Source organism: Aeromonas sp. FDAARGOS 1405 (assembly GCF_019048265.1).
Taxonomy (GTDB): domain Bacteria; phylum Pseudomonadota; class Gammaproteobacteria; order Enterobacterales; family Aeromonadaceae; genus Aeromonas; species Aeromonas veronii_A.
This window is the reverse complement of sequence record NZ_CP077311.1, coordinates 1635896-1657500: the sequence shown is the minus strand read 5'-3', so window position 1 is coordinate 1657500 and position 21605 is coordinate 1635896. Positions and strand designations below refer to the sequence as shown.

Genomic DNA, 21605 nt, shown 5'->3' with positions numbered 1-21605 from the left:
CTCGCCTGCACGACCTTCGTCCAGCAGTTTGCGGAACATTTCAACGCCGGTACAGGTGGTCTTGGTGGTATCTTTGATACCAACGATTTCCACTTCTTCACCAACTTTAACGATACCGCGCTCTACACGACCGGTTACTACAGTACCACGGCCTGCGATAGAGAATACGTCTTCGATTGGCATCAGGAACGGCTGGTCAATCGCACGCTCCGGCTCCGGAATGTAGCTGTCCAGGTGGCCAGCCAGTTCCAGGATCTTCTCTTCCCACTGAGCTTCGCCTTCCAGCGCTTTCAGTGCGGAACCACGGACTACCGGCAGGTCATCACCCGGGAAGTCGTACTCGGACAGCAGTTCACGAACTTCCATCTCGACCAGTTCCAGCAGCTCTTCGTCATCTACCATGTCGCACTTGTTCATGAACACGATGATGTACGGAACGCCTACCTGACGACCAAGCAGGATGTGCTCACGAGTCTGCGGCATCGGGCCGTCAGTCGCTGCTACTACCAGGATCGCGCCGTCCATCTGGGCAGCACCGGTGATCATGTTTTTAACGTAGTCGGCGTGACCCGGGCAGTCTACGTGTGCGTAGTGACGGGTAGCGGTGTCGTATTCTACGTGGGAGGTGTTGATGGTGATACCACGCTCACGCTCTTCCGGTGCCTTGTCGATCTGGTCGAAGGCGAAAGCTTTACCACCGAAGTGCTTGGCCAGCACGTTGGTGATAGCTGCAGTCAGGGTGGTTTTACCGTGGTCAACGTGGCCGATGGTGCCGACGTTTACGTGCGGTTTATTACGCTCAAATTTTTCTTTAGACACGACGTAGTCCTTCTAGGTTAAACCCGCCTACCGTCGTAGGCGGGGAATCTTAAATTACTTGGATTTGCGCTCTTCGATCACGGCTTGTGCAACGTTGGTCGGTGCATCGTGATACTTGGCGAATTCCATGGCGTAGGAAGCACGACCTTGGGTAGCGGAACGCAGTGCAGTTGCATAACCGAACATTTCGGCCAGCGGCACCAGAGCACGTACGATCTTGCCGGACGGGCCATCTTCCATACCTTCGATCAGGCCACGACGACGGTTCAGGTCACCGATCACGTCGCCCATGTAATCTTCCGGAGTTTCAACTTCTACTTTCATGATCGGCTCGAGCAGAACCGGGTTGGCTTTCATGAAGCCAGCCTTAAAGGCCATGGAAGCAGCGATTTTGAACGCCAGTTCGGAAGAGTCGACATCGTGGTAAGAACCGAAGTGCAGACGCACACCCAGATCCATAACCGGGTAACCAGCCAGCGGACCAGATTTGAGCTGCTCACGGATACCTTTATCAACACCCGGGATGAATTCACCAGGAATGACACCACCTTTGATGTCGTTGACGAATTCGTAGGCTTTGCCTTCTTCCAGCGGGTACATGTCGATAACAACATGACCGTACTGACCGCGACCACCAGACTGCTTGGCATGCTTGCCTTCGATGTCTTTAACGGTGGTACGGATGGTTTCACGGTAGGCAACCTGCGGCTTACCTACGTTGGCTTCAACCTTGAACTCGCGACGCATACGGTCAACGATGATGTCCAGGTGCAGCTCACCCATACCAGCGATGATGGTTTGACCTGACTCTTCGTCAGTCCATACGCGGAAGGACGGATCTTCCTGAGCCAGACGGCCCAGTGCCAGACCCATCTTCTCCTGGTCAGCCTTGGTTTTCGGCTCAACCGCGATAGAAATTACCGGCTCCGGGAATTCCATACGCTCGAGGATGATCGGTGCGTTCGGGTCACACAGGGTGTCACCAGTGGTCACGTCTTTCAGACCGATGGCTGCAGCGATGTCACCAGCGCGTACTTCTTTGATCTCTTCACGCTTGTTGGCATGCATCTGAACGATACGGCCAAAGCGCTCGCGCTTGTCCTTGACGGAGTTCAGCACGGTGTCACCGGAGTTGATCACGCCAGAGTAGACACGGAAGAAGGTCAGGTTACCAACGAACGGGTCGGTAGCGATCTTGAACGCCAGAGCAGAGAACGGCTCGTCATCAGAAGCGTGACGCTCGTCTTTGGTCTCGCCGTCCATTTTCAGGCCGTCGATAGCAGCAACGTCGGTCGGAGCCGGCAGGTACTCGATCACGGCATCCAGCATTGCCTGTACGCCCTTGTTCTTGAACGCGGAGCCACAGGTTACCAGGATGATTTCGTTGTTCAGCACGCGCTGACGCAGAGCACCTTTGATCTCTTCCTCGGTCAGCTCTTCGCCGCCCAGGTATTTTTCCATCAGGTCTTCAGACGCTTCAGCAGCGGCTTCAACCAGATTCATGCGCATTTCTTGCGCCTGTTCCAGCAGCTCGGCCGGCACATCTTCGTAGTCGAAGGTGACGCCCTGGTCAGCTTCGTTCCAGTTGATGGCCTTCATCTTGACCAGGTCAACAACGCCCTTGAAGTTCTCTTCAGAGCCGATGTTCAGCTGAAGCGGAACCGGGTTGCCTTTCAGACGGGTCTTGATGTGCTCAACACAACGCAGGAAGTTGGCACCGGTACGGTCCATCTTGTTGACGAACGCGATACGGGGAACCTTGTACTTGTTAGCCTGACGCCATACGGTTTCAGACTGTGGCTGTACGCCACCTACGGCACAGTACACCATCACGGCACCGTCCAGAACACGCATTGAACGCTCTACTTCGATAGTAAAGTCAACGTGGCCCGGGGTATCGATGATGTTGATACGGTGCGGTTGGAACTGTTTACCCATACCGGACCAGAAAGCGGTGGTCGCGGCGGAGGTGATGGTGATACCACGCTCTTGTTCCTGTTCCATCCAGTCCATGGTGGCAGCGCCATCGTGAACTTCACCGATCTTGTGACTTACACCGGTGTAAAACAGTACGCGCTCGGTAGTAGTAGTCTTACCGGCGTCAATGTGAGCGGAGATACCGATGTTACGATAACGCTCAATGGGGGTTGTACGAGCCATTGTCATCCTCTTACTAAGGCGCTTGTCCCTAGATAATTAAAGGTGCGCAGAGTCAGAAGACCCTGCGCAAGCGGATTACCAGCGGAAGTGAGCGAAGGCTTTGTTCGCTTCAGCCATACGGTGAACGTCTTCACGTTTCTTGACAGACGAACCCTTATTGTCAGCGGCATCCAGCAGCTCGCCAGCCAAACGCTGAGCCATTGATTTTTCACCACGTTTACGAGCGGCATCAACCAACCAGCGCATTGCCAGAGCATTGCGACGTACCGGACGAACTTCTACCGGAACCTGATAGGTTGCACCACCGACGCGACGAGATTTAACCTCGACCGCCGGACGAATGTTATCCAGAGCTTCTTCGAATACGGCCAGGTGCTCTTTGCCAGATTTGGTGGCAATGATGTCCAGGGCGCCATAAACAATGGCTTCTGCAACAGATTTCTTACCGTCAACCATTACTACGTTGACAAATTTAGCCAGCAGCTCTGATCCGAACTTGGGATCTGGCAGGATTTTACGCTGACCAACAACACGACGTCTTGGCATTTCAAATTCTCCGTAACTTCAGGGATTACCCAAAACTAGAAAGCTATCTAACTAGAAACGAATTAACGTTTGGCCTTACTTAACGGAGAACCATTAAGCTTTAGGACGCTTCACACCATACTTGGAGCGAGCCTGCTTACGGTCTTTAACACCGGCACAGTCCAACGCACCACGAACGGTGTGATAACGAACACCTGGCAAGTCTTTTACACGACCGCCACGGATCAGAACAACAGAGTGCTCTTGCAGGTTGTGACCTTCACCACCGATGTAGGAGGTGACTTCGAAGCCGTTGGTCAGACGTACACGGCACACTTTACGCAGTGCAGAGTTAGGCTTCTTCGGGGTGGTGGTATATACACGAGTGCATACGCCACGCTTCTGAGGGCACGCTTCCAGCGCCGGCACGTTGCTTTTCACAACGAGCTTGATGCGTGGCTTGCGAACCAACTGGTTAATAGTTGCCATCAAAAGGCTCCTGATAATGACTTCATAAACGTGTGGAAAATCCTCCCCGCAGATACGGGGACGCGAAATTTTATGCCCTGTTGTCTGGGGAGTCAAGATTTATACAATTTGCGTCACAAAAGGGCAATTCGGATCCGTTTGATTTCACGACATCACCTTGAATTTTCTTGAAAATATGCTTCTCAGCCACCCCAGGTGCGCGGGGAACCTTTTTGCGCAATCAGTGCCACCAGACCCGCCATATCGAGCACATTACCCACCCGATGCTGCAAACCGCGAGCTTGCAGATCTTCCTGCATTACATAAAGCGGGATACCCGCCAGCCGCGCGCTCCACTGGGGAGCCGATGCCGCAATCACGGCATCCTGCATCAGTACCAGCTCATCCTCGGGCTGAAGGTATGAGAGCGCCTCTGCCAGAGCCTGACTCTGAAAGGGAGAGTTCAATATCAGATGCAACATGGAGACCTCAAAAGCTGATGTGAGTCGAACATTGTGCCCAGCGCCGAGCCAGTTCCTGGCGCGGCAGACTCTCGACGGGGATCAGCAGATCATCCACTGTCACGCCACGCTCTGCCAGCGAGTCAGCACAAACATAGACCTCTTCGATGTCGTAGAGTTCCAGCATTTTGAAGGTGGGCGCGTAGTGGCGCTGCAAAATGGCGGCAGGCTGCTGCTCCTTGAGCAGTTGCAGCACGCCGTCCCCAATCAGGAAGAGGGCCAGTTCATCGGTCATGGCCGAGGTGGCCAGCAGGGCATCCAGTCCTTCCCGGCCGGCGGCATGGCCATGGGGGCCACGACTGCATATAAAGGCAATTTTCTTGTTCATGACTCCCCCTAGAACTGAACCAGTCGATCGGCGGTGAGCGCAGCCTCGGCCAACTGGCCCAGACCGCTCAGGCAAAATGGCGCTTGCAGATTGAAGTGCACCTGCCCTGCCCCCTTGGCCTCCTGCTCATCGAGCACACCGCGCCGCATGGCGGCGGCGACACAGACGTCGATACGGATCCCCTGCTCTTCTGCCAGCTCTCGCCACAGACGCACCAGGTCAGTCTCATCGGATGCAGGCAGATGCAAACCGTTGCCGTTGCAGACCCCATCCTGATAGAAGAACAGGTGGGACAAGGTATGCCCCTGTGCCAACAGGGTGCGGGCAAAACGATAGGCTGTGCTGGCCGATTGGGTGCCATAGGCAGGCCCCGTGACCAGGATGGCAAAACTCAGACTCATAGCAGGACTCCTGTGCTGACCCGGTCCATTTTACGCCAAAAACAAAAAAGCCCCTGCCAGGAGGGGCTTGATTCGATCTGTTGATCAGAGATGGGCAATCGCCTCGACCTCGACCAGCACATCTTTCGGCAGACGGGCCACCTCCACGCAGGAGCGGGCTGGCGCCGCGTCGCCAAAGTAGCGGGCATAGACCTGATTGAAGGCAACGAAGTTGTTCATGTCGCTCAGGAAGCAGGTGGTTTTGACCACTTTGCTGGCATCGGCACCGGCAGCGTGCAACACGGCAACCAGATTCTTCATCACCCGTTCTGCCTGCTCTTCGATGCCGCCAGCAACGATCTCCATGGTGGCAGGATCGAGCGGGATCTGCCCGGAGGTGAAGATCATCTCGCCAACCTTGGTAGCCTGAACATACGGACCAATCGCGGCAGGCGCCTTGTCGGTTGCAATCACTTCTTTAGCCATTCATCTATCCCCTTCTGGAATGAGTTACTCGTTCTCGTCTTCACCCTGCTTGCGCTGTCGGATGTAAAGATAAACGGTATGTTTTGAAATATTGAGTTTGTCCGCCACCAGATTGATCGAATCCTTGATGTCGAAAATGCCCTTCTCGAACAGCTGGGTCACGATGAAGCGGTTCTTGGCATTGTTGGCCACGGTGGGATCGCGGTTGATCTCGTCGATGGTGTTATCCACCGTCTGTGCAACCAGCTCTTCCACGCTATTGGCGAAGGTCTCTGGTGACTGACGCGCCGCCTGCTGGGGCGTCGGGAAAAATTCGGCCACGAACTCGTGGAAGGGCGCATTGATGTGCAGGTTGATGCAAATAAGCCCCACTACTTGCCGCTCACTGTTGCGAATGGCGATGGTGCTCGACTTCATCAGAGCGCCGGTACGGCTGCGAGCGAAATAGCTCTGGGTGTAATCCTGGCCGGTGCTCTCGATATCCTTGAGCATGCGCAGGGCGAGATCGGTGATGGGCGCCCCGAGGGTGCGTCCGGTATTGAAGCCGTTGGCGATCTTGATCACCGACTCGTGCAGATTTTCCAGGGAGTGGAGTACCACTTCACAATGCTTGCCGAACAGCTCGGCCAAGCCATCGATGAGCCCATCGTATGAGCGCAACAATTCCCTGTCTTCATCTGTAAAAGTGCGGCTGATCAGCTGTTCTTCGGGAAGCATGGCTTCCTCGATACCGACAGTCATGTTCTACCCCTGTAATAACCATTCAACTTTCCCGAGTTTTAAATTGCAGGGGAGTAAAGTCAACTTTTTTTGATTTTTTACTCTACAACTTTGCTCTGGATCATCCTGAAACCCGCGCTGCGTCTACCTTTGCCGAGGAATTGGCCAACAAAAAGGGCTCCTTGAAGGAGCCCTTTTCAATCACGGATGACGAGTTACTCTTCGTCGAAGCTACCGGCTGCGTTCAGCAGATCCGCCAGGTTCTGCTCCGCTTCATCAGCGGTCACCTGCGGGGTACCAACAGCACGAGCTGCGGCAGCACGCTGGTTGATCCGGCTGTGGTGGTAGGCAAAGCCGGTACCAGCCGGGATCAGACGACCCACGATGACGTTCTCTTTCAGACCACGCAGTTCATCACGCTTGCCACCCACGGCGGCTTCGGTCAGAACGCGAGTGGTTTCCTGGAAGGAAGCCGCGGAGATGAAGGACTCGGTGCTCAGAGATGCCTTGGTAATACCCATCAGTACATGACGGTAGGTCGCAGGGGTCTTGCCCTCGGCAACCAGCTTACGGTTGGCAATCTTCACACGAGCCACTTCAACCTGTTCGCCTTCGATCAGATCGGTATCGCCAGCGCTCAGGATCTCGCACTTGCGCAGCATCTGACGAACAATGACTTCGATGTGCTTGTCGTTGATCTTAACGCCTTGCAGACGGTAAACGTCCTGCACTTCGTTGGCGATGTAGTTGGCGACCGGGCTGATACCGCGCAGACGCAGGATGTCGTGAGCAGACTCAGGACCGTCCGCCAGCACTTCACCCTTCTCAACTTTTTCACCTTCGAACACGTTCAGGTTACGCCACTTCGGAATCATCTCTTCGTAGACGTTGCCACCATCGGTCGGGGTGATGACCAGACGGCGTTTGCCCTTGGTCTCTTTCCCGAAGGAGATGGTACCGGAGATCTCGGCCAGAATTGCCGGTTCCTTCGGTTGACGTGCTTCGAACAGATCCGCAACGCGCGGCAGACCACCGGTGATGTCCTTGGTACCGCCGGACTCTTGCGGGATACGCGCTACCGCGTCACCCACGCCCACGTTGGCACCATCTTCCAGGTTCACGATCGCCTTGCCCGGCAGGAAGTACTGGGCGGCTACATCGGTACCCGGGATCATCACGTCTTTGCCGTTCAGGTCGACCAGTTTAACGGTCGGACGCATTTCTTTACCGGCGCTCGGACGCTCGTTGACGTCCAGAACAACGATAGAAGAGAGACCGGTCAGCTCGTCGGTCTGACGAGTGATGGTCACACCATCGATCATGTGTTCGAACTGCAGACGACCTGCCACTTCGGTGATGATCGGGTGGGTGTGCGGATCCCAGTTGGCAACAGTCTCGCCAGCACTCACGGCCTGGCCGTCCTTCACTTCCAGCACGGAACCGTAAGGCAGCTTGTGGCTTTCCTTGGTACGGCCCATGTCGTCCATGATGGTCAGTTCGGTAGAACGTGAGGTGATAACCAGTTTGTCATCGCTGTTGTGAACGAACTTGGCGTTCTGCAGCTTGATGGTACCGGTGTTCTTGACCTGGATGCTGCTTTCAGCAGCGGCACGAGATGCAGCACCACCGATGTGGAAAGTACGCATCGTCAGCTGGGTACCCGGTTCACCGATGGACTGGGCGGCGATAACACCGACAGCCTCACCCTTGTTAACCAGGTGACCACGGGCCAGATCACGGCCGTAGCAGTGAGCACAGTTACCGAAGTCGGTTTCACAGGTGATGGCAGAACGTACCTTCACACGGTCAACGGAGTTGCGTTCCAGCAGGTCACACAGTTGCTCGTCGAGCAGGGTGTTGCGAGCAACCAGGATCTCGTCCTCGGTACCCGGCTTGATGACATCTTCTGCCACCACACGACCCAGCACGCGCTCACGCAGCGGCTCGACCACGTCGCCACCCTCGATCAGAGGAGTCATCCACAGACCGTCGGTAGTGCCGCAATCGTCCTCGGTGATCACCATGTCCTGCGCCACGTCTACCAGACGACGAGTCAGGTAACCGGAGTTCGCAGTCTTCAGTGCAGTATCCGCCAGACCCTTACGAGCACCGTGGGTAGAGATAAAGTACTGCAGTACGTTCAGACCTTCGCGGAAGTTCGCGATGATCGGGGTCTCGATGATGGAGCCATCTGGCTTGGCCATCAGGCCACGCATACCGGCCAGCTGACGGATCTGGGCGGCGGAACCACGCGCACCAGAGTCGGCCATCATAAAGATGCTGTTGAACGAGGCCTGCTCTTCTTCTTCACCCAGCGAGTTGACGTTACGCTCTTTGGACAAGTTCTCCATCATGGCCTTGGAGACGCGCTCGTTGGCGCTGGCCCAGATATCGATAACCTTGTTGTAACGTTCGCCCGCAGTTACCAGACCTGACAGGAACTGGTCCTGGATCTCGGCAACTTCGGCTTCGGCTGCTGCGATGATGTCTTTCTTGGCATCCGGGATGACCATGTCATCGATACCAACGGAAGCACCGGACAGGGCCGCGTAGTGGAAACCGGTATACATCAGCTGGTCAGCGAAGATAACGGTGTCCTTCAGCCCCTGCTTGCGATAGCAGGTGTTCAGCAGACGGGAGATGAGCTTTTTGCCCAGCGCCTTGTTGGATACGCATTTGATCCAGTTCTGCGGATTGGCTTCCAGATCGGCCTGCTCGGCAGCAGTCAGCACCTTCGGCTCGTCGATCAGGGCGTATTCCATACCTTTCGGCAGGATCAGGCTCAGGATCGCACGACCAACGGTGGTGTTCTTCATCTCGGTCTTGGCAACCAGCTCACCGTCTTCGTTCTTCACGTACTCGGTGATGCGGCACTTGACGCGAGCATGCAGGTCGGCCAGACCAGCACGGTACACTTTCTCGGCCTCTTTCGGGCCGGACAGCACCATACCTTCACCCTTCGCATTGATGCGGGCGCGGGTCATGTAGTACAGACCCAAGACCACGTCCTGAGAAGGAACGATGATCGGCTCACCGGAGGCTGGCGACAGGATGTTGTTGGTAGACATCATCAGCGCACGCGCTTCCAGCTGGGCTTCCAGGGTCAGCGGTACGTGAACCGCCATCTGGTCACCATCGAAGTCCGCGTTATACGCAGCACAAACGAGCGGGTGCAGCTGGATTGCCTTGCCTTCGACCAGAGTCGGTTCGAATGCCTGGATACCCAGACGGTGCAGAGTCGGTGCACGGTTCAGCAGAACCGGATGTTCGCGGATAACTTCGTCCAGGATATCCCAAACGACAGCTTCTTCGCGCTCCACCATCTTCTTGGCGGCCTTGATAGTGGTCGCCAGACCGCGGGTTTCCAGCTTGCCATAGATGAACGGCTTGAACAGTTCCAGCGCCATCTTCTTCGGCAGACCGCACTGATGCAGACGCAGAGTCGGGCCTACGGTGATAACGGAACGACCGGAGTAGTCGACACGCTTACCGAGCAGGTTCTGACGGAAACGACCCTGCTTACCCTTGATCATGTCGGCCAGGGATTTCAGCGGGCGCTTGTTGGAACCGGTGATGGCACGACCGCGACGGCCGTTATCCAGCAGCGCATCGACGGACTCTTGCAGCATACGCTTTTCGTTGCGCACGATGATGTCCGGAGCCGCCAGATCCAGCAGACGCTTCAAGCGGTTGTTACGGTTGATCACGCGACGGTACAGATCGTTCAGATCGGAAGTCGCGAAACGGCCGCCGTCCAGCGGTACCAGCGGACGCAGGTCCGGCGGCAGCACGGGCAGCACTGTCATGATCATCCACTCCGGCTTGTTGCCGGACTGCAGGAAAGCTTCCATCAGCTTCAGACGCTTGGTGGTCTTCTTGCGTTTGGTCTCGGAGTTGGTCTGATCCAGCTCCTCACGCATCGCTTTGACTTCACCTTCCAGATCGATGGCGCGCAGCAATGCCAGGATTGCTTCGGCACCCATCTTGGCGTCAAATTCGTCGCCCCACTCTTCCAGCGCATCCAGGTACTGCTCTTCAGAGAGCATCTGGCTGCGTTCGAGGTTGGTCATGCCCGGCTCGATAACTACGAAAGATTCGAAGTAAAGCACGCGCTCGATGTCGCGCAGGGTCATGTCCAGCAGCAGACCGATACGGGACGGCAGGGACTTCAGGAACCAGATGTGGGCAGTCGGGCTGGCCAGCTCGATGTGGCCCATACGCTCACGACGGACCTTGGTCTGGGTCACTTCAACGCCGCACTTCTCACAGATCACACCACGGTGTTTCAGGCGCTTGTACTTGCCGCACAGACACTCGTAGTCCTTCACCGGTCCGAAGATACGGGCGCAGAACAGACCATCACGCTCCGGCTTGAAAGTCCGGTAGTTGATGGTCTCAGGCTTTTTGACCTCACCGAATGACCAGGAGCGGATCATGTCAGGAGAGGCCAGACCGATCTTGATACTGTCAAACTCTTCGGTCTTGGTCTGAGCCTTCAAAAACTTGAGTAAGTCTTTCACGTGTTTCCCCTGTCAGGAGTCTAACCTCGGCGCCCCGGCTGCCAAAACAGCGGGGCGCCCACGTCAATTCTCGAACAATAAGAGCGAGCTCTTACTCTTCGTCCAGCTCGATGTTGATACCCAGAGAGCGGATTTCCTTCAGCAATACGTTGAAGGATTCGGGCATGCCCGGCTCCATACGGTGGTCGCCATCCACGATGTTCTTATACATCTTGGTACGGCCATTCACATCGTCAGACTTGACGGTCAGCATTTCCTGCAGGGTATATGCCGCACCGTAAGCCTCCAGGGCCCACACTTCCATCTCACCGAAACGCTGACCACCGAACTGAGCCTTACCACCCAGCGGCTGCTGGGTAACAAGGCTGTAAGAACCGGTAGAACGCGCGTGCATCTTGTCGTCGACCAAGTGGTTCAGCTTGAGCATGTACATGTAACCAACGGTTACTTTACGCTCGAAGCGGTTACCGGTACGGCCATCGAACAGATCAATCTGACCGGATTCCGGCAGATCGGCCAGCTTCAGCAGGGCTTTGATTTCGCGCTCTTTGGCACCATCAAACACTGGAGTAGCAACCGGCAGACCCTTACGCAGGTTACCCACCAAGGTACGTACGTCGTCATCAGACAGTTCGGCGATGTTCACTTGCTGGGTGTCCTTCTCGCCCAGGTCATAGACCTGTTGCAGGAAGTTGCGCATCTCGTGCAGCTCGCGCTGCTCTTTGACCATGCGATCGATCTTCTCGCCGATACCCTTGGCCGCAAGGCCCAGGTGCACTTCGAGGATCTGACCGATGTTCATACGTGATGGTACGCCCAACGGGTTCAGTACGATGTCGACCGGACGGCCGAACTCGTCATGAGGCATATCCTCGACCGGACAGATCTTGGAGATAACACCCTTGTTACCGTGACGGCCCGCCATCTTGTCACCCGGCTGGATGCGACGCTTGACTGCCAGATAAACCTTGACGATTTTCAGTACGCCCGGCGCCAGATCATCACCCTGGATAATCTTGCGACGCTTGTTCTCGAATTTCTTGTCGAACTCGGCTTTCAGCTCAACGTGCTGTTCAGCGATCTGTTCCAGTTCGGTCTGCTTGCCTTCGTCTTCGATGGCCAGTTCAAACCACTTGGAACGATCGAGCTTGTTCAGACGATCTTCGCTGTAACCGGCGGCCAGCAGCAGGTTGCGGGAGCGGCCGAAAATGCCGTCTTCCAGGATCTTGAACTCTTCGGTCAAGTCCTTCTTCGCTTCCTTCAGCTGCATCTCTTCGATTTCTTTGGCGCGCTTGTCTTTTTCCACGCCATCGCGGGTAAAGACTTGCACGTCAACCACGGTACCGTACACACCGTTCGGTACACGCAGGGAAGAGTCCTTCACGTCGGACGCCTTCTCACCGAAGATGGCGCGCAGCAGCTTCTCTTCCGGAGTCAGCTGGGTTTCACCTTTCGGCGTTACCTTACCGACCAGAATGTCGCCGCCCTTCACTTCGGCACCCACGTAGACGATACCGGACTCGTCCAGCTTGGACAGAGCGGCTTCACCCACGTTCGGGATGTCAGCAGTGATCTCTTCCGGACCCAGCTTGGTGTCACGGGAGATACAGGCCAGTTCCTGGATATGGATGGTGGTCAGGCGATCTTCCTGAACAACACGCTCGTTCACCAGGATCGAGTCTTCGAAGTTGTAACCGTTCCACGGCATGAACGCGACGCGCATGTTCTGACCCAGAGCCAGTTCACCCAGATCGGTGGACGGGCCGTCAGCCAGTACGTCGCCAGCCATGACCGGCTCACCCAACATCACACAAGGACGCTGGTTGATACAGGTGTTCTGGTTGGAACGGGTGTATTTGGTCAGGTTGTAGATGTCGATACCGGCTTCGCCTGGCATCAGCTCATCTTCATTTACCTTGATAACGATACGGGAGGCATCGACGTAGTCGATCATGCCGCCACGCTTGGCCACTACGGTTACACCGGAGTCAACGGCCACAGCGCGTTCCATACCGGTACCTACCAGCGGCTTGTCAGCGCGCAGGGTCGGTACAGCCTGACGTTGCATGTTTGAACCCATCAATGCGCGGTTCGCGTCATCGTGTTCCAAGAACGGGATCAGGGCCGCTGCCACAGATACGATCTGCTGCGGGCTCACGTCCATATACTGGATCTGGTCGGCGTTCATAAAGGTGGATTCACCTTTGTGACGGCACGGGATCAATTCATCTTTCAGACGGCCATCTTCGGTGGTCGCGGCGTTAGCCTGTGCGATCACGTACTTGCCTTCTTCAATAGCAGACAGGTAGTCCACTTCGTCGGTGATCACACCGTCAATGACCTTGCGGTACGGGGTCTCGAGGAAACCGTACTCGTTGGTACGAGAGTACACGGACAGGGAGTTGATCAGACCGATGTTCGGACCTTCAGGAGTCTCGATCGGGCACAGACGACCGTAGTGGGTCGGGTGTACGTCTCGGACTTCAAAGCCGGCACGCTCACGAGTCAAACCGCCCGGGCCCAGCGCAGAGATACGGCGCTTGTGGGTCACTTCGGAGAGCGGGTTGTTCTGGTCCATAAACTGGGACAGCTGGCTGGAACCAAAGAACTCTTTGACTGCGGCGGAGATCGGCTTGGCGTTGATCAGATCCTGCGGCATCAGGGTGTCCAGGTCGCCCAGGGAGAGACGCTCCTTGACCGCACGCTCGACACGCACCAGACCGACGCGGAACTGGTTTTCAGCCATTTCACCGACAGAACGGATACGACGGTTACCCAGGTGGTCGATATCGTCCACTTCGTCGTTACCGTTACGGATGTCGATCAGGCGCTTCATCACATCGACGATGTCGTCTTTGGTCAGTACGCCAGCGCCAGTCTCGTCTTCACGACCCAGACGGCGGTTGAACTTCATCCGACCTACGGTAGACAGGTCGTAACGTTCGGCAGAGAAGAACAGGTTTTCGAACAGCTGCTCTGCTGCTTCACGTGTCGGCGGCTCGCCCGGACGCATCATGCGGTAGATTTCTACCAGCGCTTCCAGACGGTTGGTGCTGGAATCGACGCGCAGGGTCTCGGACATGTAGGCACCGTGGTCCAGTTCGTTGGTGAACAGAACCTCGAAATGCTTGAAGCCGGCCTGGGACAGGTTGGCAATCGCTTCCAGACTCAGAGCCTGGTTGGCTGCCACTACCAGTTCGCCAGTTTGCGGATGTGCGTAGTCCTTGGCAGCAACTTTGCCAACAACGTACTCAACCGGTACCTCAATCTGGGTAACGGCATCTTTTTCCAGCTGACGGATGTGACGGGCAGTCACACGACGACCGGTTTCAACAACCACGGCACCATTGGCCACGATGTCGAAGGTCGCAGTTTCGCCACGCAGGCGCTCCGGCACCAGATCCATCATCAACTTGCCATCTTTGACCTCGAAACCGATGGTTTCGAAGAAGGTGGCCAGGATCTCTTCGGAAGTGAAGTCCAGGGCGCGCAGAATGATGGATGCCGGCAGTTTGCGACGACGGTCGATACGGACAAACAGGTTGTCTTTCGCATCGAACTCGAAGTCCAGCCAGGAGCCACGGTAGGGGATAACGCGGGCGTTATACAACACCTTACCGGATGAATGTGTTTTGCCTTTATCGTGGTCGAAGAAGACGCCCGGGCTGCGGTGCAGCTGGGAAACGATAACCCGCTCGGTACCATTGATAACAAAGGTACCGTTCTCGGTCATGAGCGGAATTTCGCCCATGTATACTTCTTGTTCCTTGATGTCTTTGACGGTGCCGGCAGCTGCTTCACGGTCGTACAGAACCATACGAAGCTTGACACGCAGCGGCGCGGAGTAGGTCACTCCACGGATCTGGCATTCTTTTACGTCAAATACCGGCTCACCCAGGCGATAGCTGACATACTGAAGCTCAGCACTACCGGAGTAACTGGTGATCGGGAAAACGCTACGGAAAGCGGCCTCTAGGCCATATTCACCTTCCGGGTCAGCCTCGATGAACTGCTTGAAGGAGTCCAGCTGAATGGACAACAGATAAGGCGTGTCCAGTACCTGGTCTCGCTTACCGAAGTCCTTACGAATGCGTTTTTTTTCGGTATAAGAGTAAACCATAGGGTTCCTCAGCTCGCTGATAAGTGACCCACTCTGTCCCGCGGGACAGCTCTGTCTCAACACCGTTTTGTGTTGGCCCGGACGAAAGAAGACAGTCCGGATTGCTGGTGCACCGAGAGTCGTAAACGGTGTGAAATGCTCTCAGTCTACAGCGCAAAAAGGCTGGTGAACAAAAATTCACCAGCCCTAGCCTGTTTTATCAGGCTAATCTACATAAATGCAGATTATTTGATCTCAACAGAAGCACCGGCAGCTTCCAGCTCTTTCTTCAGAGCTTCAGCTTCGTCTTTGGAGACGGCTTCTTTCAGGTTAGCCGGAGCAGCTTCTACCAGATCTTTGGCTTCTTTCAGGCCCAGACCGGTAGCGCCACGAACGGCTTTGATGACGGCAACTTTGTTGGCACCGGCAGCAGTCAGAACTACGTCGAACTCGGTCTTCTCTTCTACTGCTTCAGCGGCCGGACCGGCAGCAACAGCAACAGCGGCAGAAACACCGAACTTCTCTTCCATAGCTTCGATCAGCTCAACAACTTCCATTACGGACATGGAAGCAACGGCTTCGATGATTTGGTCTTTAGTGATAGACATGACAAAAATTCCTGATGTTGAATAAACTCAAACAGCCTAAATAGGCGAGAATCAAGCAGCAGCTTGTTTCTGGTCGCGAACAGCAGCGATAGTACGAACCAGCTTGCCAGCAGAGGCTTCTTTCATAGTCGCCATCAACTTCGCAATTGCTTCTTCGTAAGTCGGCAGCGTGGCCAGACGATCAATTTGTGCTGCGGCGATAAACTCACCGTTAAAAGCGCCAGCCTTGATTTCGAACTTTTGGTTCGCTTTGGCAAACTCTTTGAACAGACGAGCAGCAGCGCCCGGGTGTTCGTTAGAGAAAGCAATCAAGGTAGGACCGGTAAATGCGTCGTTCAGGCACTCGTATTCGGTACCTTCTACCGCGCGACGCAGCAGGGTGTTACGCACAACGCGCATGTACACACCGGCTTCACGAGCGGTTTTACGCAGGACGGTCATCTTGTCTACAGTGACACCGCGAGAATCGGCAACAACTGCAGAAAGAGCGCCTTTGGCAGCTTCGTTGACTTCAGCAACAATTGCCTTTTTGTCTTCGAGTCCCAATGCCATTGGCTTAACTCCTGGATTGAATCCGGGTCAAATGACCCAGTACTGACACATCCCCCCTACCTTTACAACAGAGGGGAACGATGCGGTAGCAGGATTCCAGAAGAGAAAGAATCTTTCTCGCTGGGTTTCCGGCACCGTCTACGCAGGAAACATTAAGGCTTTGCAGCCTCCTGCGGTCTTGGACGGAGGTCGAAACCCCCAACCAATCAAGGCGCAAAATTATAGATTAAATTTTGCGCCTTGTAAAACCCATCAATTAGGCCTGAGCTTCCAGAGAAGCTTGGTCTACGGCAACACCGGCACCCATGGTGGTGGAGATGCTGACTTTCTTGATGAATTGACCTTTGGCGGAAGAGGGCTTGCCTTTTTTCAGGGCAACCAGCAGAGCTTCCAAGTTTTCTTTCAGCTGAACTTCGTTGAAAGAAACCTTACCCAGAGTGGTATGGATGATACCATTCTTGTCGTTACGGTAACGAACCTGACCAGCCTTGGCGTTCTTGACAGCTTCGGCAACGTTAGGAGTTACAGTACCAACTTTCGGGTTCGGCATCAGGCCGCGCGGGCCCAGGATTTGACCCAGTTGACCAACAACGCGCATGGCATCCGGGGATGCGATAACTACGTCGAAGTTCATCTCGCCTTTCTTAACCAGATCGGCCAGGTCATCCATACCTACCAGGTCAGCACCGGCAGCTTTAGCTGCTTCGGCGTTGGCACCTTGGGTAAATACGGCAACGCGTACATCACGACCGGTACCGTGCGGCAGTACAGTAGCACCACGTACGTTCTGGTCAGATTTACGAGCGTCGATACCCAGGTTGACAGCAACGTCAACGCTTTCAACGAACTTGGCAGTAGCCAGTTCTTTCAGCAGGGCAATGGCTTCGTTGATGGAGTACTCTTTGGTACCGTCAACTTTTTCGCGAATAACGCGCATACGCTTGGAAAGTTTAGCCATTGTCTTAATCCTCCACTACCAGACCCATGGAACGAGCGGAGCCTGCGATGCAACGTACTTTTGCATCCAGATCGGCACCAGTCATATCCGGCTCTTTGGTCTTGGCGATTTCTTGCAGCTGGGCAACGGTCACCTTACCAACCTTGTCTTTGTTCGGCTTGGAAGAACCAGACTTGATGCCAGCAGCTTTCTTCAGCAGGAAGGAAGCAGGCGGAGTCTTGGTTTCGAAGGTGAAGGAACGGTCGCTGTAAACGGTGATCACGACCGGAGTCGGTGAACCTTTTTCCAGCTTCTCTGTACGAGCGTTGAACGCCTTACAGAATTCCATGATGTTAACACCGTGTTGACCCAGTGCAGGACCAACGGGAGGAGACGGGTTGGCTGCACCAGCAGCAACCTGCAGCTTGATATAAGCTGTGACTTTCTTAGCCATTAGGAAAATACCTCAAAAATGGGTTCTAGCGCCTCGGAGACTTGCTCCTGCAAACGGCTCCCCAACTAATAAAGGGGCAGCGAATTATAGAGATATTCGCTGCCCCTGACAACCGTTAAACGTACAGAATTCAATCAGCCCTTCTCGACCTGACCAAAATCCAGTTCAACAGGAGTAGAACGACCGAAGATCAGTACAGAGACCTTCACGCGGCTCTTCTCATAATCGACCTCTTCAACGGTACCGTTGAAGTCGGCAAACGGACCATCAGCAACCCGCACCATTTCACCCGGTTCAAACAGGGTTTTCGGACGCGGCTTGTCGTGGGCATCCTGCAGACGGTTCAGGATGGCATCGGCCTCTTTGTCGGAGATCGGTGCCGGACGGTCGGAAGTACCGCCGATGAAGCCCATGACACGCGGTACGTTACGCACCAGGTGCCATGTGGTTTCATCCATGATCATCTGGACCAGGACATAACCCGGGAAAAACTTGCGCTCACTCTTGCGCTTCTGGCCAGCACGCATCTCGACCACTTCTTCGGTCGGGACCAGTACTTCACCGAACATGTCTTCCATGCCATGCATCTTGATATGCTCGCGCAGGGACTTGGCTACACGGCCTTCATAGCCGGAAAAAGCCTGCACGACATACCATCTCATACGTTGTTCACGTTGTTCAGTCATGGCTTATCCTTACACACCGGTAATCAGGTTGACCAACCAGACCAAGGCACCGTCCAGAACGAACAGCAGCAGCCCCATCACGGCGGTCACCGCCAGCACAATCAGGGTTGTCTGAATGGCTTCCTGACGGGTCGGCCATACGACCTTGCGGACTTCCAGGCGAGACTCACGGGCGAATGCCAGTGTTGCCTTTCCCTTGGTGGTTTGCAGGGCTACTGCACCAGCAGCAGCAATGACAACGACCACACCCAGGGCGCGGACGGCAGCGACAACATCGTTGAGCAGGTAATTACCCACTACAGCGGCCGCCAGGATAATGAAAACCAGGCCCCAAAGCAGGGTATCCTTGCTTCCGCCCTGGCTCTCAGAACTAACACTCATACAACCCACCTGTATCTGACGTAACCAAAGACACAAAAGCCCCGTACGAGACGAGGTATATGGCAGGGGCGGCAGGACTCGAACCCGCAACCATCGGTTTTGGAGACCGCTGTTCTACCAATTCGAACTACGCCCCTGCATAAGAAAGCCCCTATTATAGGGGCTTTGCTTTATTTATGTAAGCCAAAGATTAAGCGATAACTTTAGCTACAACACCAGCACCTACGGTACGGCCACCTTCACGGATAGCGAAACGCAGGCCGTCGTCCATCGCGATCGGCGCAATCAGGGTAACAACCATCTTGATGTTGTCACCCGGCATTACCATCTCTACGCCTTCCGGCAGTTCGATGGTACCGGTCACGTCAGTAGTACGGAAGTAGAACTGCGGACGGTAGCCTTTGAAGAACGGGGTATGACGACCACCTTCTTCTTTGGACAGTACGTACACTTCAGATTCAAACTTGGTGTGCGGCTTGATGGTGCCCGGCTTGGCCAGTACCTGACCACGCTCTACGTCTTCACGCTTCACGCCACGCAGCAGGGCGCCGATGTTCTCACCTGCACGACCTTCGTCCAGCAGTTTGCGGAACATTTCAACGCCGGTACAGGTGGTCTTGGTGGTATCTTTGATACCCACGATTTCCACTTCTTCACCAACTTTAACGATACCGCGCTCTACACGACCGGTTACTACAGTACCACGGCCTGCGATAGAGAATACGTCTTCGATTGGCATCAGGAACGGCTGGTCAATCGCACGCTCCGGCTCCGGAATGTAGCTGTCCAGGTGGCCAGCCAGTTCCAGGATCTTCTCTTCCCACTGAGCTTCGCCTTCCAGCGCTTTCAGTGCAGAACCACGGACTACCGGCAGGTCATCACCCGGGAAGTCGTACTCGGACAGCAGTTCGCGAACTTCCATCTCGACCAGTTCCAGCAGCTCTTCGTCATCTACCATGTCGCACTTGTTCATGAACACGATGATGTACGGAACGCCTACCTGACGACCCAGCAGGATGTGCTCACGAGTCTGCGGCATCGGGCCGTCAGTCGCTGCTACTACCAGGATCGCGCCGTCCATCTGGGCAGCACCGGTGATCATGTTTTTAACGTAGTCGGCGTGACCCGGGCAATCTACGTGGGCGTAGTGGCGGGTAGCGGTGTCGTATTCTACGTGGGAGGTGTTGATGGTGATACCACGCTCACGCTCTTCCGGTGCCTTGTCGATCTGGTCGAAGGCGAAAGCTTTACCACCGAAGTGCTTGGCCAGCACGTTGGTGATAGCTGCAGTCAGGGTGGTTTTACCGTGGTCAACGTGGCCGATGGTACCCACGTTAACGTGCGGTTTATTACGCTCAAATTTTTCTTTAGACATGATCGTCCCTCTAAACTAACGCTGAGTACGCGGTGGCAAGCTAACCACAGAACAGTTTATATGATGGATTTGAATCTGGTGGGAAAGAGAGAGGTACTGATGGCTGGTTCGCTTGCCGAACTCACCCTAGGGTGCGGCTCTGCTAACGCCTGAGCCATATCAGCATCTTGGAGCGGGCAGCGGGAATCGAACCCGCATCATCAGCTTGGAAGGCTGAGGTAATAGCCATTATACGATGCCCGCATTTCTCTAACCCAAAGAACTCAAACCGCAGAGAAATATGGTGGAGGGAGAAGGATTCGAACCTTCGAAGGCAGAGCCGTCAGATTTACAGTCTGATCCCTTTGGCCGCTCGGGAACCCCTCCAGACGCCAGATTGTCACAGCGGTAATTCTGCTTGCACCCACTGTTTTTATCGCTTTTGCACGGCAAATAGACGACAGACATCCAAGCGTCGCGCATTTTATTGTAAGGATTTGGGGGATGCAACCATTGAACCTGGCAAAATACGCTTTATTGCTGGGAAGTTTGCAAAAAAGCGGCTGGAAATCAGCCAATCCTGCTGCGTCCCTTGTCGCCCCCCCACCCTTGGTGTATGGTCGCCGTGCCCAAGAAACAGTGATGACACCATGACGACAGAGCATAACCCCTATCTGCAATTCACCCGCGATCAATGGGCGTTATTGCGCGATTCGGTCCCCCTGACCCTGACCGAACACGATCTGCAGACCCTGCGCGGGATCAACGAGAAGGTGTCATTGCGGGAAGTGGAAGAGATCTACCTGCCCCTCTCCCGCCTGCTCAATCTCTATGTCAAAGCCAAGCAGCGTCGTAGCCGGGTACTGGAGCAGTTCCTCGGTCAGTCCCGCGGCAAGGGCACCTATATCATCAGCATTGCCGGCAGCGTGGCGGGGGGCAAAAGCACCACGGCCCGTATTCTGCAGGCGCTGCTGGAGCGCTGGCCGGAACACCCTCGGGTGGAGCTGGTCACCACCGACGGCTTCCTCTATCCCAACAAGGTACTGGAAGAGCGCGGCCTGATGCGCCGCAAGGGGTTCCCGGAATCCTACGACATCCGCCATCTGGTGGAGTTTGTCGCTAATATCCGCGCCGGTCACGAGAAGGTGGAAGCACCGGTCTACTCCCACCTTATCTACGACATCATCCCTGACGAGAAGAAGGTGGTAGAGCAACCGGACATCCTGATCCTGGAAGGGCTCAATGTGCTGCAAAGCGGCATGGATTACCCTCAGGAGCCCCATCGGGTCTTCGTATCGGACTTCGTCGACTTCTCCATCTATGTGGACGCCGATGCCGACCTGCTGCGTACCTGGTATATCGAACGCTTCCTCAAGTTCAGAAGCGGCGCCTTCTCGGATCCCGACTCCTATTTCCATAACTACGCCAAGCTGACGGAGAGTGAGGCAACTCGGATCGCCAGCAATATCTGGCAAGATATCAACTATCTGAATTTGCAAGAGAATATCCTGCCAACTCGTGAGCGAGCCAACCTCATCATGACCAAGGGCCATGAGCACGCCATCGAGCAGATCAAGCTGCGCAAATGATGACGGCGGTTGCCGGAT

20 protein-coding genes and 3 tRNA genes (1 of these 23 cut by a window edge) are annotated in these 21605 nt (G+C 55.1%); 2 read left to right on the top strand and 21 right to left on the bottom strand.

Annotated features, from left to right (window positions below):
* The 21 genes from tuf (I6L35_RS07810) to I6L35_RS07710 all read right to left on the bottom strand — a co-directional run.
* On the bottom strand, positions 1–819 hold the 5' portion of the coding sequence (tuf, locus tag I6L35_RS07810; protein ID WP_074042664.1) for an elongation factor Tu. 366 nt of this gene lie to the left of the window's left edge; only the first 819 of its 1185 coding nucleotides appear in the window; its start codon is at positions 817–819; its stop codon lies beyond the left edge, outside the window.
* A gap of 54 nt (positions 820–873) precedes the next feature.
* Positions 874–2979: an elongation factor G gene (gene fusA, locus I6L35_RS07805; RefSeq protein WP_216979948.1), complete on the bottom strand. Its 2106-nt coding sequence runs from the start codon at positions 2977–2979 to the stop codon at positions 874–876.
* Positions 2980–3054: 75 nt separating this feature from the next.
* On the bottom strand, positions 3055–3525 hold the full coding sequence (rpsG, locus tag I6L35_RS07800; protein WP_005339911.1) for a 30S ribosomal protein S7: 471 nt from the start codon (positions 3523–3525) through the stop codon (positions 3055–3057).
* Between the two features lie 93 nt (positions 3526–3618).
* On the bottom strand, positions 3619–3993 hold the full coding sequence (gene rpsL, locus I6L35_RS07795; protein ID WP_005306278.1) for a 30S ribosomal protein S12: 375 nt from the start codon (positions 3991–3993) through the stop codon (positions 3619–3621).
* Between the two features lie 182 nt (positions 3994–4175).
* Complete coding sequence (gene tusB / locus I6L35_RS07790; RefSeq protein WP_005339909.1) at positions 4176–4454, bottom strand: sulfurtransferase complex subunit TusB; 279 nt, start codon at positions 4452–4454, stop codon at positions 4176–4178.
* Positions 4455–4461: 7 nt separating this feature from the next.
* Positions 4462–4821 (bottom strand): sulfurtransferase complex subunit TusC, encoded by a 360-nt coding sequence (gene tusC, locus I6L35_RS07785; protein ID WP_021229316.1) that lies wholly within the window; start codon positions 4819–4821, stop codon positions 4462–4464.
* Positions 4822–4829: 8 nt separating this feature from the next.
* Complete coding sequence (gene tusD, locus I6L35_RS07780) at positions 4830–5222, bottom strand: sulfurtransferase complex subunit TusD (protein WP_021229315.1); 393 nt, start codon at positions 5220–5222, stop codon at positions 4830–4832.
* 84 nt (positions 5223–5306) lie between these two features.
* Positions 5307–5687: a RidA family protein gene (locus tag I6L35_RS07775; protein WP_005339904.1), complete on the bottom strand. Its 381-nt coding sequence runs from the start codon at positions 5685–5687 to the stop codon at positions 5307–5309.
* 24 nt (positions 5688–5711) lie between these two features.
* Complete coding sequence (locus tag I6L35_RS07770) at positions 5712–6428, bottom strand: transcriptional regulator (RefSeq protein WP_005339902.1); 717 nt, start codon at positions 6426–6428, stop codon at positions 5712–5714.
* A 194-nt stretch (positions 6429–6622) separates the two neighbouring features.
* Positions 6623–10927 (bottom strand): DNA-directed RNA polymerase subunit beta', encoded by a 4305-nt coding sequence (rpoC, locus tag I6L35_RS07765; RefSeq protein ID WP_216979947.1) that lies wholly within the window; start codon positions 10925–10927, stop codon positions 6623–6625.
* A gap of 91 nt (positions 10928–11018) precedes the next feature.
* On the bottom strand, positions 11019–15047 hold the full coding sequence (gene rpoB / locus I6L35_RS07760) for a DNA-directed RNA polymerase subunit beta (RefSeq protein WP_216979946.1): 4029 nt from the start codon (positions 15045–15047) through the stop codon (positions 11019–11021).
* 224 nt (positions 15048–15271) lie between these two features.
* Positions 15272–15634: a 50S ribosomal protein L7/L12 gene (gene rplL, locus I6L35_RS07755; protein ID WP_005341840.1), complete on the bottom strand. Its 363-nt coding sequence runs from the start codon at positions 15632–15634 to the stop codon at positions 15272–15274.
* Between the two features lie 51 nt (positions 15635–15685).
* Complete coding sequence (gene rplJ, locus I6L35_RS07750) at positions 15686–16186, bottom strand: 50S ribosomal protein L10 (protein WP_005339895.1); 501 nt, start codon at positions 16184–16186, stop codon at positions 15686–15688.
* Positions 16187–16442: 256 nt separating this feature from the next.
* The gene (gene rplA, locus I6L35_RS07745) at positions 16443–17144 is read right to left on the bottom strand and encodes a 50S ribosomal protein L1 (protein WP_005339888.1); all 702 of its coding nucleotides are present in this window, start codon (positions 17142–17144) and stop codon (positions 16443–16445) included.
* A gap of 4 nt (positions 17145–17148) precedes the next feature.
* On the bottom strand, positions 17149–17577 hold the full coding sequence (gene rplK, locus I6L35_RS07740) for a 50S ribosomal protein L11 (RefSeq protein ID WP_005339887.1): 429 nt from the start codon (positions 17575–17577) through the stop codon (positions 17149–17151).
* 134 nt (positions 17578–17711) lie between these two features.
* Positions 17712–18263 carry a transcription termination/antitermination protein NusG gene (gene nusG / locus I6L35_RS07735; RefSeq protein WP_005306318.1) on the bottom strand — a complete coding sequence of 184 codons (552 nt, stop codon included), beginning with the start codon at positions 18261–18263 and terminating at the stop codon, positions 17712–17714.
* Positions 18264–18272: 9 nt separating this feature from the next.
* Positions 18273–18644: a preprotein translocase subunit SecE gene (secE, locus tag I6L35_RS07730; RefSeq protein WP_005306322.1), complete on the bottom strand. Its 372-nt coding sequence runs from the start codon at positions 18642–18644 to the stop codon at positions 18273–18275.
* A gap of 60 nt (positions 18645–18704) precedes the next feature.
* Positions 18705–18781 (bottom strand) — tRNA-Trp (locus tag I6L35_RS07725).
* Between the two features lie 53 nt (positions 18782–18834).
* Entirely contained in the window at positions 18835–20019 is a 1185-nt protein-coding gene (tuf, locus tag I6L35_RS07720; protein WP_074042664.1) for an elongation factor Tu, read from the bottom strand.
* Positions 20020–20187: 168 nt separating this feature from the next.
* Positions 20188–20262 (bottom strand) — tRNA-Gly (locus I6L35_RS07715).
* Positions 20263–20300: 38 nt separating this feature from the next.
* A tRNA-Tyr gene (locus tag I6L35_RS07710) sits at positions 20301–20385 on the bottom strand.
* Positions 20386–20502: 117 nt separating this feature from the next.
* Between I6L35_RS07710 and I6L35_RS07705 the strand changes: the two genes are divergently transcribed.
* Complete coding sequence (locus I6L35_RS07705) at positions 20503–20652, top strand: hypothetical protein (RefSeq protein ID WP_157188376.1); 150 nt, start codon at positions 20503–20505, stop codon at positions 20650–20652.
* On the top strand, positions 20649–21587 hold the full coding sequence (gene coaA, locus I6L35_RS07700) for a type I pantothenate kinase (protein ID WP_216979945.1): 939 nt from the start codon (positions 20649–20651) through the stop codon (positions 21585–21587). The genes I6L35_RS07705 and coaA overlap by 4 nt, the downstream gene beginning before the upstream one ends.
* Positions 21588–21605: the final 18 nt, after the last annotated feature.

What these genes read in the sequence shown, in the direction of transcription:
- I6L35_RS07770 (WP_005339902.1), bottom strand. Translation starts at nt 6,428, where the DNA reads ATGACTGTCGGTATCGAGGAAGCCATGCTTCCCGAAGAACAGCTGATC.
- rpsL (WP_005306278.1), bottom strand. Translation starts at nt 3,993, where the DNA reads ATGGCAACTATTAACCAGTTGGTTCGCAAGCCACGCATCAAGCTCGTT.
- coaA (WP_216979945.1), top strand. Translation starts at nt 20,649, where the DNA reads ATGACGACAGAGCATAACCCCTATCTGCAATTCACCCGCGATCAATGG.
- I6L35_RS07775 (WP_005339904.1), bottom strand. Translation starts at nt 5,687, where the DNA reads ATGGCTAAAGAAGTGATTGCAACCGACAAGGCGCCTGCCGCGATTGGT.
- nusG (WP_005306318.1), bottom strand. Translation starts at nt 18,263, where the DNA reads ATGACTGAACAACGTGAACAACGTATGAGATGGTATGTCGTGCAGGCT.
- rplA (WP_005339888.1), bottom strand. Translation starts at nt 17,144, where the DNA reads ATGGCTAAACTTTCCAAGCGTATGCGCGTTATTCGCGAAAAAGTTGAC.
- tusC (WP_021229316.1), bottom strand. Translation starts at nt 4,821, where the DNA reads ATGAACAAGAAAATTGCCTTTATATGCAGTCGTGGCCCCCATGGCCAT.
- rpsG (WP_005339911.1), bottom strand. Translation starts at nt 3,525, where the DNA reads ATGCCAAGACGTCGTGTTGTTGGTCAGCGTAAAATCCTGCCAGATCCC.
- I6L35_RS07705 (WP_157188376.1), top strand. Translation starts at nt 20,503, where the DNA reads ATGCAACCATTGAACCTGGCAAAATACGCTTTATTGCTGGGAAGTTTG.
- rpoB (WP_216979946.1), bottom strand. Translation starts at nt 15,047, where the DNA reads ATGGTTTACTCTTATACCGAAAAAAAACGCATTCGTAAGGACTTCGGT.
- tusB (WP_005339909.1), bottom strand. Translation starts at nt 4,454, where the DNA reads ATGTTGCATCTGATATTGAACTCTCCCTTTCAGAGTCAGGCTCTGGCA.
- tuf (WP_074042664.1), bottom strand. Translation starts at nt 20,019, where the DNA reads ATGTCTAAAGAAAAATTTGAGCGTAATAAACCGCACGTTAACGTGGGT.
- rplK (WP_005339887.1), bottom strand. Translation starts at nt 17,577, where the DNA reads ATGGCTAAGAAAGTCACAGCTTATATCAAGCTGCAGGTTGCTGCTGGT.
- fusA (WP_216979948.1), bottom strand. Translation starts at nt 2,979, where the DNA reads ATGGCTCGTACAACCCCCATTGAGCGTTATCGTAACATCGGTATCTCC.
- rplL (WP_005341840.1), bottom strand. Translation starts at nt 15,634, where the DNA reads ATGTCTATCACTAAAGACCAAATCATCGAAGCCGTTGCTTCCATGTCC.
- secE (WP_005306322.1), bottom strand. Translation starts at nt 18,644, where the DNA reads ATGAGTGTTAGTTCTGAGAGCCAGGGCGGAAGCAAGGATACCCTGCTT.
- tusD (WP_021229315.1), bottom strand. Translation starts at nt 5,222, where the DNA reads ATGAGTCTGAGTTTTGCCATCCTGGTCACGGGGCCTGCCTATGGCACC.
- rplJ (WP_005339895.1), bottom strand. Translation starts at nt 16,186, where the DNA reads ATGGCATTGGGACTCGAAGACAAAAAGGCAATTGTTGCTGAAGTCAAC.